Raw genomic sequence first — 12,148 nt, 5'->3', positions numbered from 1 at the left:
GATTGCCTACCTCACCCAACTCCGAAGGGAGCCCTATCATGACCAATCGACCTCACATCGAAGTCCCCACTTCGCGTCGCGAATTCCTCGCCAAATCTGGCGGGGGATTTGGAGCTATGGCTCTGGCAGCGTTGATGGGAGGCGAAGCGTCGGCGGCTCCGGTCGATCCCCGTGCCCCCAAGGCAACGCACTTCCCGTCGAAGGTGAAGAACGTCATCTTCTTGTTCATGGAAGGTGGCCCGAGCCATATTGACCTGTTCGATCCCAAGCCCCTGCTGAACGAACTGGCCGGCCAAAAGCTGCCCGAAAGCTTCGGCAAGGTGATTCTAGCCATGGGCGAGAACGACGCTCCTTTGATGCGGTGCCCTCGTAAGTGGAAGCAGCATGGCGAAAGTGGGCTGTGGGTATCGGACTGGTTCCCCGAGATCGCGACCTGTGCCGACGACCTGTGCGTGATTCGCTCGTGCGTTTCGGACGGGATCAATCATTCCTCTGGCGTTTGTCAGATGAACACCGGTCACGTGATCGGTGGCCGGCCATCGCTGGGTGCCTGGGCGACCTATGGGCTGGGAACGGAAAACCAGGACATGCCCGCCTTTGTCGTTCTAACCGATGGCAAGGGACAAGTCGTGAATGGCCCCCGTAACTGGGGTAGCGGTTTCATGCCGGCAGCTTACCAGGGCGTTCAGTTCAAGTCAGGTGCCGATCCGATTCTGAACTTGAATCCACCCAGCCATATCTCCGACAAACGTCAGCGTGCCAAGCTCGACCTGCTGGGGCAGTTCGACCGCAACCACGCCGAGCAGCGGAGCGACGTTTCGGAACTCGAAGCCCGCATCAAGGCGTACGAACTGGCGTTTCGGATGCAGTCGGCCGCTCCCGAGATCGTCGATCTATCGACCGAGACCGAAGAGACCAAGCAGCTTTATGGCTTGGATCAAAAAGAAACGAATGTCTTCGGCAGCAACTGTCTGTTGGCACGTCGGCTGGTCGAGAATGGCGTTCGCTTCGTTCAACTTTACAGCGGTGCCGGCAGCGGCTGGGACGCTCACAGCAACATCGAAGGTAATCATGGCAGGCTGTGCAAAGAAGTCGATAAGCCCATCGCTGGCCTGCTGAAAGACCTGAAGCGTCGCGGCCTGTGGGACGAAACGCTGGTGATCTGGGGTGGCGAGTTCGGGCGAACTCCGATGTCCGAAAAAGGAACCGGCCGAGATCACAACCCGACCGGTTTCACCATGTGGATGGCTGGTGGTGCAATCCCAGGCGGCCGCACGATTGGGTCGACCGACGAATTGGGCCTGAAGGCGGTCGAGAATCCACTGCACGTCCACGATCTGCACGCGACCATCATGCGTGTGCTGGGTGTCGACCACACCAAGATGATCTATCGACACAAAGGTCGTCCGGAACGGATCGACATGAACGAAGGCCGAGCAGAACTGAAGGTGCTTGGCCTCGGCTAAGTGGCCTACATCATTCGGCGTGGAGTGGCGTAGTCGCGAATCTGATCGGTGACCAGGTCATACGGCCAGAAGATCAACCACGACTGCTCCTCGCCGGAGGCCTCGCAAAGCGACTCGAAGCTTTTGACAACACGTATCTCGCTCCAGCCCAAATCTTCCGCAGGCAAGTCATCTGGCAGGAATCGCCGAACCGTCCCGGGACATCCCGGCAGATAGTTCAGCAACAGAAGCCGCCCGAACGAATCGCGGCGAATGAGCGCCGGCAAGTGGCCCTGGAATTCGGTCGAAAGTCCAAACACGACTCCCTGGCCTGAATGGGCTTCTCGGCGATCGAGTTCATTCCATCGATCGGTCAGTTCTTTCGCCGATCGGTACAGCACCACCGTCCAGTTGGCCTGGCCATAGACAACATGGACTGCCAGCAACTCTTCTTCCGAGTGCTGCAATGAATGCTGCTTGCTCCAGTCCGCGGCAGCGGAAGGAGTGCGACCGATGAGATCCAAACCGTGGGGCTCGCCGGTCAGGACCGCGTTGGGGTGCTCAGGTCCCAAAGTCAGGGAGTGTGAGTTTGTGCGTGTCATCACAGAATCCTTGAAGCGCGAAGCGACATAAAACGGTCATGGGGTTTGATCCGTTTCTTTCTACGCTGGTTGGATAAGATACAGATGAGGCGAAGATAAGTTCCACTTCATTTTAGGCTTCGTCGTCCAATATCGACACGAAATTGCCGCGGAAATCAGTCGAACATGAAGCCGAATTTATCTTCAATCCTTCTGCCAGCAGACTGGCTGCTAGAATCTCTAGAGTGGTCTTCGTGCCCCAAACCCAAACAGATCCAACCCTAACGCAGGCCATTTGTGAGTAGCCGCATTCTGATCGTGGAAGACGAAGCCCCCATCGCCGATTTTTTACTGCGCGGATTAGGGGAAGAAGGCTATTGGGTCGAACGTGCCGCCGATGGACAAGCCGCCTGGGATTTGCTGCAAACCACATCCTACGACCTGATTCTCTTAGACTGGTGGTTGCCCGGGCTGGATGGGATTGATGTACTGCGAAGCTTCCGTGCGATCAATCGCACAACGCCGGTGCTGTTCCTCACCGCCCGCGATGCGGTCACCCAGCGGGTCGAAGGGCTTGACGCGGGCGCGGATGATTACCTGGTCAAACCGTTCGCGTTCGCCGAACTGTTGGCACGTGTCCGGGCGCTGCTTCGTCGCCCGGAGCAACACTCGAGCCTGATGCTCGAGTACCGTGACATCCGTGCCGATCTTGGCTCGCAGAAGGCAACGCGTGACGGATCGGCCCTCGACCTGACGGCGAAGGAGTTCTCGCTGCTATGCTTGTTCCTGCAAAACCCCGGCAAGATCCTGACGCGAACCCGCATCTTCGATTCCGTGTGGGGAGACAACTTCGACGGGCATTCCAACACAATCGAAGTGCACGTGAAAGAACTACGTCGGAAGCTGGAAAAGCATGGTCCGCGTGTGATTCAAACACGCCGTAATCGTGGTTACCTGCTGGAAGAAACCGAGGCTTAAGATGACGCTAGTCGATCGAGTTTCGGCCTTCTTCCTGGCGGCCTTGGCGGTTTGCCTGGTGACGTTATCCGCAGTGATGTACCTCGTCATCGAGCACTACATCTATGCCCGATTCGATGGTCAGCTGCGTGGTTCGCTGCATGTGCTGGCCGCCGTGATCGAAGCGGAAGAAGACTCGATCAAATGGCAACCACTGGAACATGCCATCGAGCTATGGCGTGATCAGGCGCCTGAAGATATTCGCTGGGTGCTTGTCGGCGAGAAGGGTCAGGTCATCGATCAAACGACCCACCATCATGGCCCGCACGAAATCGACGCCGACCTCCTTTCGCTGGCCCATACCCGCATGGCGACCGCCAACGATCCGATTGAGATCGGCAAGTGGCGTTGCCTGCAGGAAGAGATTGTCGCTCTCGATCCGCTGCCAGAATCGGAACGCGAAGAAGACGACTTCGAACGCATCCTGGTTACGGTCGCGCGACCTGCCAAGCAGTTGGAAGTCGACATGTTTCGTCTCGGGGTACTATTCACGCTGCTGCCGCTGGTGATGTGGATTGTCGCCGCGTTGCTTGGGCGGGCCTTTTGCCGCCGTGCCTTGCGACCGGTCCACGACATCGCAAAGCAAGCCCACCGGATCGAGCCGAATGATTTCTCGTCGCGACTGCCGGTCTCTTCCCAGCGGGACGAGTTAGCCGACATGGCCGAAGCATTTAATGGATTGCTAGATCGACTAGAACAATCGTTCTTACGGCAGCAAGCGTTTGCTGGAGACGCGGCTCATCAGTTGAAGACACCGCTGACCGCCCTGCGAGGCCAGATCGATGTGGCCCTGCTCCGTTCACGTTCGCCCGAGGAATATCAACGAACACTTCACACACTCTCCGAGCAGACGCTTCAACTGCAGCACATTATCGAAGCACTCTTGATGCTGGCTCGGGACGACCAGGAACAACCCGACGATTGGCAATCGGTCGACCTGGGCGAATGGTTTGCCAGCTATCGCGTGTTATGGTCGAACCATGCCCGAGCCGGCGACCTGCATTGGCCCTCGGTAGCCGGCTGGTCGGTCCCCACATCGCCTGGGCTGCTGCAAGTTGTGCTCGATAACTTGGTCGAGAACGCCGTCAAGTTCAGCCCAGTTGGTAGCCCCATCGAAATCACTTGCGATCCTCAGCGAGATCACGTGGAGATCTCGGTGATCAACGAAGGTGGATCGATCCGGGCGGAAGACCAGGAGCGGATCTTCGAGCCTTTCTATCGTTCTGAAATGGCTCGCCGCCAAGGCGTTGCCGGTACCGGCCTCGGTCTGGCAATGGTCGCGCGGATTGCCCGCCGCCTCCAAGGGAACGTTCGAGTTGATTCCCCGAATGCGTCAAAATCCAGATTCACGCTGCAGATTCCGACCTAGACTTGGCCAACCGCAGGCGGCAAGTGCTGTCGGCGATGTCTCCTTTGCTCATACAGAATCGCGCCAAAACCGATCACGATTTGACCACGCTTGTTTAGATCTGATCAAATTTCAACTTCGTGAAATTTTTCCCATTTACATACTTCTCGAGCCTTGGGACACTGCCCGAAGAAGGAATTATTGTTGTAGGGAAACAGCGACGATGTCGCATCGTTCTAGGCGGAATGATGAACGTTGGGCATTAGGATTTAGTGGAATCGGAACCTCAGAATTAAGGAGTCCAACCATGGTCCGCTTTGCCATCATCGAGGTAAATCGAACTCTGACGATCGCTCAAGTCACGCCAGGCCAACTGCCTGAAGACACCGCTCGCGAAGAGCGAGGTTACCTGGTCGACCCGGGCACCTACCGGTCGTACGATCAGGCTCGCGCCGTGCTGAACAAGATCCTGCGGATCGAATCCGTCGAAACCGACCTCGCCCCTTCGCAGGCTTAGGCCCATTCAGTTGTTGAGATCTCGCAGGGACTCCTCTCCCTGCGATTTTCTCAAAATTTTTTGAGCGCGCCGCTTCTCTTTCGCCTCGTTCCTTTAGGCTAGGCGCTCCGTCACGCAGGGGGATCTTGGGCCGTACAATCAGTACGAACCGACTTGATTCCCTGATCAGACTCTTCGATTGTGACGCAATTCAACGAACCAAATCTTGGCTCGCCTTCCATTTCAGTCCCTCGGGCCATCCTCCGCTCCCAGGGATGCCCGCGCGCGATTGAACCTCGGTCGAGCCTGATTAGTATGAAATGAAGCAACAATGTCCGTCCCCAATTCATACTCCCTAGTGTTCGCCTTTCTGTATTGGAGGCCCCTTTCGATGATCACACGTATTTTTGCATCCTTGGCCCTGGTAGCGATCTTAGGTAGCTCGCTCGTATCGACCGCCGAAGCTGGTTTGTTTGGCCGCCGTGCAAGCTTCCCTGGGCACCACGCTCCTCGCACCTCGTATCGCGTCTACAACTCTACTCCTAGCTATTCGACGCCTGCGATCAGCATCATCCGCCACGTCAACGATCCTTCGATGTTCTTGAACGAATCGAACTACGGCGAAAGCTAATCGCAAACTGCTCACTCCAAGCACGGCAGCCATGTTTGTTCTGCAAACGTGGCTGTTTTTGTGCGCGACCGCTAGTGGCAAGAAACGACCATGCCCGCACGAGGCGGGCAAGGAAGCTGGGAGCAGGAGCTATCGAGTCTGAATGGCAGATCTTATTCGCCATAGCTGCTTTGATTGCGAGGCAGCGTGGCGACGTGTGGCACGTCTTCCGACTTGGCATCGGCGACCGGCGATTTTTCGCTACCTGCCGAGTCGATCGCACCACCGCAGCTGTCGCAGCAGAATTCAACGACGCATTTATAAACCGGCACTTCCACCGTGATGGTCTTTTGGACCAGCACTTTCCGGGTACGGCAATGCGTCGCCACAGGAGCCTTGGTGCAGCAGCCAGCGGCACAATCACCACAGCCTGCTTCGCCACAGCCCGTCTTCTTATGTCCCCATAGCGAGATACCAAACAAACTGTCTGGCAACATCGAACTGGGCAGCAGGCCGCAAACGTCTTCGCATTCGCAATCGAAGACCGTCTTCTTGACCTTCTTCATTTCGCAGACGATCCGTGTGTGCTTCTGACAGGCACATTGCTGGGTACAACGAGCACAGCACGATGGTTCGCCATAAACGACTTGAGGTAGCGACTCGACCGGAGGCACCTTCGTCGCGACTGGCACTGCCTTTTCCAATTGGACGGGAATCGGCGGGATCACAAATGGCTCTTGCGAGCGGACCTGACCTGAGAAACAGGCCAGCATCGCAACCAGCATCAGCGTGAGAATCTTGGTACGCATTGTTCTTTCCCTCGTGGGCAATATTCGTAGTTCTTTCGGATTCAACCTGACAAGCGAAGTGGGCGTTGTCGCGACTAAAAGTCGTACTGCATTCGCATTTGGAAGATCTGCAGCACGCCATCTGAAGCAACCTGGTCCTCAGTATTCGAGTACACATACTCAAACATCGCTCGCGAGAACGGGCTGAGATACCAGGTCAAACCAACCAGGTGACGATGATCGCGGCCACCGAAGATGTTGTCGCTGTTCAAGTCGTCGTGAGCGAAGCGGTAAGCCAGTTCCCAGGCCCCCCATCCATTGCAGATATAGTTGTCTTCCGTACGAACCCGGAAGAAGTTCTCGTAAGGAACTACGCGATTGGCAAACGAACCCGACTTGCGGTTGTAGGGTCGGTATTCGCCAGTCAGCACGTAACTGGCTTGAATGTAATAGTGGTTGAGTGCTTCCGAACCGAAGTCATCCGTGTCGATCGAAGCGATATGGTATTCCGACTGTAAAATGAACGAACCATAAGCGTAAGCAGCTTCCAGTTCCAACTGTTGGTAAGAGTCGGCATTGATCACCCCGGTGTCGACAATGATCGGAGCCAGGGCCGAGTCAGGTCGGTTCTGGAACTGAGCTGTTCCGTCGCCCAGATGTCGCCAGCTGTAGCCGGCACCGACGTGGATCAGACCACGTCCGCCGCTGGCTTCGTCGTACCATGGCAAGTACGTTACTCGCCCGGTGATCGCCGAGGAATCATTGTCATTCTGATAGAACGGGGGCTTGGAGCCCACTTCGGAAACGAACAGACCGACCCCATAGGTCCAGTTGGCTTCGTCGTTATTCGAGTGAGCCATGATGCCCATGTTACGTCCAAGATTGAACGGACTGGCACGTTCCATCGTGGTCATATATTTGTTTGGGGTAAGCTGCTCCATGCCCCACGGCTCGAAGAAGTGCCCCACGCGAAAGTTCTGGATGTAAGGGAGTTCACCAAAGTCGAGGTAAACGTCGAGCAAGCTCACCTGACCGGCGAGATCGAACCACAAGCGGTACTCGGTGTTTTCGAGCATGTTACCTTTCAGTTCGACCCATGCCCAGCGAACCTTCATCGCGTTTTCGGCATCACCGACCTGATCCATGCTCTCGTCGTTCTGCCCGAAGACGGCCGAGTCGATAAAGACACGTCCGCCGACGTTGACCGATGGCTTGAGAGCCGCTTTGGCTGCCGCGGCTGCCTCCGCCTTCTCAACCGACTTTCTCCATTTCATTAACGAGTCGACGTCTCCGATCAGGTCTGGGGCAGCGTTGCTGGGGGCACTGACATTCATGGCAGGCGTATCGAACTTGGAACGATTCAACTCTCGTTTCAGTTCGTCGATCTGCGCTTGCAGTGCCGCGGCTTGATCCGCCGTGATCATTTCTGGCGTCGGCGGGGGTGGAAGAGGCGTGGGATAATAGGTTGGTCCCGCGAACTCATACTGAGCCATTGCCGTATGGCAAAAGCTCACCACCACGACCGTGGCAATCACAATCCATCGTGTCATTGAAATCTGCCCCGAAGATAATTTCAGAATTTCGAGATAAACCGGTTCAACCGTCCCCCGGCATCAACTGGTTCGACTTCACACCACAATGGGCTAGAAGTTTTAATGCGCTTTACGAGCTTTGATGATGATTCCCGCAGGCCCCTGTTTTCTGTTATTCCAGCTACGTTGAGTTTGGCGCTTAATCTTTGCATATCTCAGGACTAGAGTTTGCCACCCCCTGTGACATGCTTTCTCCACTCTCTAGCATGGCATTTCGGGTCGAAATGATGCAGGTTGCCGCAATTGCGGGCCAAATCTAGCTCATCCCTCCGCCAGCCTGCCCGTGGAACCTTCATGTGACCTAGGGTTCTTCAATCGCGTTGTCATTGGTGGCGACGCCCTCATTCTTCAAGGATCTGAACATGTGGCTTCCAAAGGCCACGGGGCAGGAGATTCAGCATGTTTAACACCAAGGGCAAAATCGGGGGACTGGTAGCAATCAGTTGCCTGTCGCTTGTTCTTCTCATTGGTCTCGGGTGGTACGCCCTCTCTTCACAAGTGAAGAGTCTCGACGACATCGTCGACAATCAATTTCTGGTTTTGATCGACGAAAAAGTCACACCATTGCTGAAGGACGAAATCCTTCCGTTCCTGAACGAAGACCTGGTGCGAATGCAAGAGATGCAGGCCAGTATCGTGCTGATGCTTGATGCCGACCGCGATGCTTACCAGGCGTTGGTTGCTGAAATCGAAGCCCGCAACATGTCCCAGACCGGTAATAACAATCAGGAAGAATATGCCGGTTTTGTCAAGGATCACGAGGACAATATCGGTCAGATCGATCGCCGAGTTGGGCAGTCGCGTGATGGCATCTTCAGCCAAGAGGCAATGGCTCACCTCGACGAATCGCTCGCTCGTCTGGAAGAGTGGAAAGTGATTACCCGTCAGATCGTTGCCAAGTCAGCACCCGGCAACGAATACAACGACGAGCAAATGGACAAGATGATCGCCGAGTCGCTGGTTGCGTTTCAAGCCTTCCGCGAACCGCTGGACGGTGCCAAAGAACAGCTCCAGCAAGACATTGCAGACGCCCTGGAAGCGATTCAGAACAAGAAGCAGTTGATCAACGAAAGCGAGCAGAAAGCGAGCGAAAGCCGTGAGTCCGTCGTCGCGACTTCGCAAGAGGTCCGCGAGACTGCTTCCGCTTCGGTGACTAGCTTCCTGGTGATTGGCGGTCTCGCGATTTTGCTGACGATGGTCCTGGGCGTCCTGATCGCTCGCTCGATCATCGCACCGCTTAATACGACGATTCAAATGCTCGACGGAATTGCCTCTTCCGGCGGTGACCTCACCCAGCGACTGGTGATGGATCGCAAAGATGAGTTCGGCATTCTGGCCAACTCATTCAATCGCTTCGTCGAGAAGATTCAGCATGTGGTCAGTCGGATTGCTTCCAACTCGGAAGTGCTCGTGAATTCGTCGAACGAACTGAACGCCACCGCCGGCAGCTTGTCGAAGGGTGCCGAAGATACTTCGCTGCGAAGTTCGTCGGTCGCCGCCGCCGCGGAAGAAATGTCGGTCTCGATTACCAACATTCAGCGTACGACTCACGATATGAACGACAGCTTCAACATGGTTGCGACCGCGGTCGATGAAATGACCCGCAGCATTTCCGAAATCGCGACCAATACCGAACAGTCGTCGTCGATCGCCAACTCGGCTTCGGTGACGGTTGGTAGCAGCCACGAAAAGATGCAACTGCTGAGTCAGGCCGCCGAAGAAATCGGCCGCGTGACCGAAGTGATTCAAGACATCGCCGAGCAAACTAACCTGCTCGCTTTGAACGCGACCATTGAAGCATCGCGAGCCGGGGAAGCCGGTCGAGGTTTTGCGGTGGTTGCCACCGAAGTGAAGGCTCTGGCCCGTCAAACGGCCGAAGCAACCGACGACATCCGCAAGCGAATTGCCGGTATCCAAAGCTCGGCCACACTCGCCGTCGAAACGATCTCGGACGTCGACAACGTCGTCAAACAGGTTCACGACATCTCGATGACGATCGCCGCCGCGGTGGAAGAGCAACGTTGCGTCGCTCAAAGCATCTCGGAACAGTTGACCAACGTCGCCTCGGGCGTTCAGTCGGTCTCGCACAGCCTCGATCAGTCGAGCGAAGCGAGTGCGGAAGTCAGCCGCAACATCGCCCAGGTCGACGACGTCGCCAGCCGCACGGCCTCCGATGCTGCCAAGACAGGCGAAGTCGGTACGCGAATGACATCGCTCGCCGCGCAGTTGAAAGAAACCCTGGCCGAGTTCAGCTACTAGGCACAACTCAGTCGACTTCGACCCACAGCCAAGTCCGGCGGGATTCTCCTGCCGGACTTGTTTTGTTTCTTGCCGACATTTACGGAGTCAGCGATACCAGTTCCCCTTCTCCGATCAAGACACCAAACGCATTCAATTGATACTGGTTCGCTTCGTCGGAGCTTGAATCGGCATTCTGGCTGAGCAGCACCCTGCCATCGATCGTCAACTTGCTTGGTGTGGAAACCTCGTCAGGCACTCCTAAACGTACAACGGCGAAGCCTGTCGCGTCGTCTTTTCGATATTGGATCACCGCTGCATGTGCCAGGCCGTTCCACTCCGCCCTCAACGTGGCACCGGCCATCAGCCCGGCCGCTTTCCATTGCTTTCGTAAAACAATCAGGTTGCGATACCAGGCCAACGTTTCGGCGTTCCCTTGATCGATCGTGCCAATCCGCGAACGCTCGAAGGCTTCGTTCGATAAGCACGAAACCGTGTCGGCCCAGCTATGCTGCGGGTATTCGCGACGCCGTCCTTGCTCGACCGCTTCTCGCAGATGAGCATCGCCGAAGTCGGTGAAGAAATAGAACGGGCTCTCTGACGCGAACTCTTCCCCCATGAACAACATCGGAATCGCCGGCAACATCAACATAAGCGCCGCCGACGCACGGTGGGCTTCGTGCGAGGTGACCTGGTGCAGTCGGCCACCATCGGGATGGTTGCCAATGAAGTCGTGGTTCTGGATCGAAAAGATTAGCGACTCCCAATCGGCTGACGTCGCGTCTTCCGATAGCGGGATTCGGCGACGTTTCTTCTCGAACGTTCCAAGGAAGGCGTACCCGCGCCGCAAGACGGTGTCGATATCTTCCCCAGGCAAATAGCGGCGGTCCGACATGTGCTCGTCCGGACGAATCTCTGCCGCGACCGCATGCAAGAAGTCGTCACACCAGATCGCATCGAAACCATAGCCTTGCTGATCGAGCGGGGTCAGCAACTGTGGATCGTACACATTGCTTTCCGCGATCAAATGCAACTCGCGTCCCAGCTTCTCTTGCAGGCTGGCAAACAATGCTCCGACCTCAGCCACGATGTGTCGCGGCGATTCGTCCAGAATGCAGTGCGTCGCGTCAAGACGAAGACCGTCGAAGTGAAAGTCTTCGAGCCAGTACTGCACGTTTTCAACAATGTAGTCCCGCATCATTTCGCAGTCGTCGCCATCCAAGTGCGGTGCATCACCCCACACCGTTTGATGCCGCGGCGAAACATAGCCGCCAAACGGATGCAGATAATTCCCTTCCGCGCCGAAATGGTTGTAGACAACGTCCAGAATCATCGCGATGCCGCGCTGGTGGGCTGCATCGATCAACTGCTTCAACTGGTCTGGCGTTCCGAACGATTCGCGTGGCGCGAAGAAGTCGGTTCCATCGTAGCCCCAGTTCCAACGACCAGCAGACTGAGCAACCGGCATCAGTTCGATTGCGTTGATGCCCAAGGCAACCAATTCGTCCAGCCTCTCAATCGCCGACAGGTAAGTCCCTTCTTCGGTGAAGGTTCCGATATGGAGTTCGTACAACACCATCTCGGACTTCGGCAGTCCTTTCCAGGCGTCGTCTTGCCAGTCGTATGCGGCAGGATCGATCAACTGCGATGCCTGATGAACTCCGTCTGGCTGAAAACCCGTCGCCGGATCTGGCCGCAAGTTGCCATCGGGCATGCGAAACCAATACCGCGTTCCGGCGGGCACCGCGGCCTCGGCAACGAACGTGCGGTCCCCCTGATCTTCCATTGCGATCTCTCGCGGGTCGGTTCCCTCGAGCCGAAGGGTCAGACTTTCGCACGCCGGAGCATGGACCGTAAAGCGAACGTTTCCGTCGGGCTGGATCGTGGGGCCAAAAGTGCGAGGCATAACAATTTCAATTCGTGTGCAAAGAGTTTCAATTGCCGCAAAACTTCTAAAGTTGCGCGTCGATTATTTCGTTTCTGGTTCGATTCGACAATGATGGTGCGACTCGAAATTTCGTAGTTCGTTTTTT

The 12,148-nt window shown here is 56.1% G+C and carries 10 protein-coding genes; 6 read left to right on the top strand and 4 right to left on the bottom strand.

Annotation, left to right across the window (positions count from 1 at the left end):
* Positions 1-38 precede the first annotated feature (38 nt).
* On the top strand, positions 39-1,466 hold the full coding sequence (locus AB1L30_RS06935; protein ID WP_367012704.1) for a DUF1501 domain-containing protein: 1,428 nt from the start codon (positions 39-41) through the stop codon (positions 1,464-1,466).
* Between the two features lie 5 nt (positions 1,467-1,471).
* Here the strand turns inward: AB1L30_RS06935 and AB1L30_RS06930 are convergent, their stop codons facing one another.
* On the bottom strand, positions 1,472-2,047 hold the full coding sequence (locus tag AB1L30_RS06930; RefSeq protein ID WP_367012703.1) for a hypothetical protein: 576 nt from the start codon (positions 2,045-2,047) through the stop codon (positions 1,472-1,474).
* Positions 2,048-2,323: 276 nt separating this feature from the next.
* On the opposite strand from AB1L30_RS06930, the gene AB1L30_RS06925 reads away from it, so the two are divergent.
* From AB1L30_RS06925 to AB1L30_RS06910, 4 genes are all read left to right on the top strand, one after another.
* Positions 2,324-3,004 carry a response regulator transcription factor gene (locus AB1L30_RS06925; protein WP_367012702.1) on the top strand — a complete coding sequence of 227 codons (681 nt, stop codon included), beginning with the start codon at positions 2,324-2,326 and terminating at the stop codon, positions 3,002-3,004.
* 1 nt (position 3,005) lies between these two features.
* Positions 3,006-4,412 (top strand): ATP-binding protein, encoded by a 1,407-nt coding sequence (locus tag AB1L30_RS06920; protein WP_367012701.1) that lies wholly within the window; start codon positions 3,006-3,008, stop codon positions 4,410-4,412.
* Positions 4,413-4,698: 286 nt separating this feature from the next.
* Positions 4,699-4,908 carry a hypothetical protein gene (locus AB1L30_RS06915; protein ID WP_345088047.1) on the top strand — a complete coding sequence of 70 codons (210 nt, stop codon included), beginning with the start codon at positions 4,699-4,701 and terminating at the stop codon, positions 4,906-4,908.
* A gap of 370 nt (positions 4,909-5,278) precedes the next feature.
* Positions 5,279-5,518 carry a hypothetical protein gene (locus AB1L30_RS06910; protein ID WP_367012700.1) on the top strand — a complete coding sequence of 80 codons (240 nt, stop codon included), beginning with the start codon at positions 5,279-5,281 and terminating at the stop codon, positions 5,516-5,518.
* A gap of 152 nt (positions 5,519-5,670) precedes the next feature.
* On the opposite strand, the gene AB1L30_RS06905 is transcribed toward AB1L30_RS06910, so the two are convergent.
* Together AB1L30_RS06905 and AB1L30_RS06900 are read right to left on the bottom strand one after the other, a co-directional pair.
* Entirely contained in the window at positions 5,671-6,306 is a 636-nt protein-coding gene (locus tag AB1L30_RS06905) for a hypothetical protein (protein WP_367012699.1), read from the bottom strand.
* A gap of 74 nt (positions 6,307-6,380) precedes the next feature.
* A complete protein-coding gene (locus tag AB1L30_RS06900; protein WP_367012698.1) occupies positions 6,381-7,835 on the bottom strand; it encodes a porin in 1,455 nt (484 codons plus the stop codon).
* A gap of 441 nt (positions 7,836-8,276) precedes the next feature.
* Here AB1L30_RS06900 and AB1L30_RS06895 point away from each other — a divergent pair, with 441 nt between their 5' ends.
* Entirely contained in the window at positions 8,277-10,136 is a 1,860-nt protein-coding gene (locus tag AB1L30_RS06895; protein WP_367012697.1) for a methyl-accepting chemotaxis protein, read from the top strand.
* 79 nt (positions 10,137-10,215) lie between these two features.
* Here the strand turns inward: AB1L30_RS06895 and treZ are convergent, their stop codons facing one another.
* Positions 10,216-12,021, bottom strand: coding sequence for a malto-oligosyltrehalose trehalohydrolase (treZ, locus tag AB1L30_RS06890; RefSeq protein ID WP_367012696.1), 1,806 nt, complete (start codon positions 12,019-12,021; stop codon positions 10,216-10,218).
* Between the last annotated feature and the right edge of the window lie 127 nt (positions 12,022-12,148).

It is taken from the genome of Bremerella sp. JC817 (genome assembly GCF_040718835.1).
Classification (GTDB): Bacteria; Planctomycetota; Planctomycetia; order Pirellulales; family Pirellulaceae; genus Bremerella.
Note: the sequence above shows the minus strand (reverse complement) of the source record. Positions and strands in the feature narration are given on the sequence as shown.

Excerpts from the sequence above, each read along its gene's own strand:
- AB1L30_RS06895 (WP_367012697.1), top strand. The coding sequence starts at position 8,277 with ATGTTTAACACCAAGGGCAAAATCGGGGGACTGGTAGCAATCAGTTGC.
- AB1L30_RS06900 (WP_367012698.1), bottom strand. The coding sequence starts at position 7,835 with ATGACACGATGGATTGTGATTGCCACGGTCGTGGTGGTGAGCTTTTGC.
- AB1L30_RS06935 (WP_367012704.1), top strand. The coding sequence starts at position 39 with ATGACCAATCGACCTCACATCGAAGTCCCCACTTCGCGTCGCGAATTC.
- AB1L30_RS06920 (WP_367012701.1), top strand. The coding sequence starts at position 3,006 with ATGACGCTAGTCGATCGAGTTTCGGCCTTCTTCCTGGCGGCCTTGGCG.
- AB1L30_RS06910 (WP_367012700.1), top strand. The coding sequence starts at position 5,279 with ATGATCACACGTATTTTTGCATCCTTGGCCCTGGTAGCGATCTTAGGT.
- AB1L30_RS06930 (WP_367012703.1), bottom strand. The coding sequence starts at position 2,047 with ATGACACGCACAAACTCACACTCCCTGACTTTGGGACCTGAGCACCCC.
- AB1L30_RS06915 (WP_345088047.1), top strand. The coding sequence starts at position 4,699 with ATGGTCCGCTTTGCCATCATCGAGGTAAATCGAACTCTGACGATCGCT.
- treZ (WP_367012696.1), bottom strand. The coding sequence starts at position 12,021 with ATGCCTCGCACTTTTGGCCCCACGATCCAGCCCGACGGAAACGTTCGC.
- AB1L30_RS06905 (WP_367012699.1), bottom strand. The coding sequence starts at position 6,306 with ATGCGTACCAAGATTCTCACGCTGATGCTGGTTGCGATGCTGGCCTGT.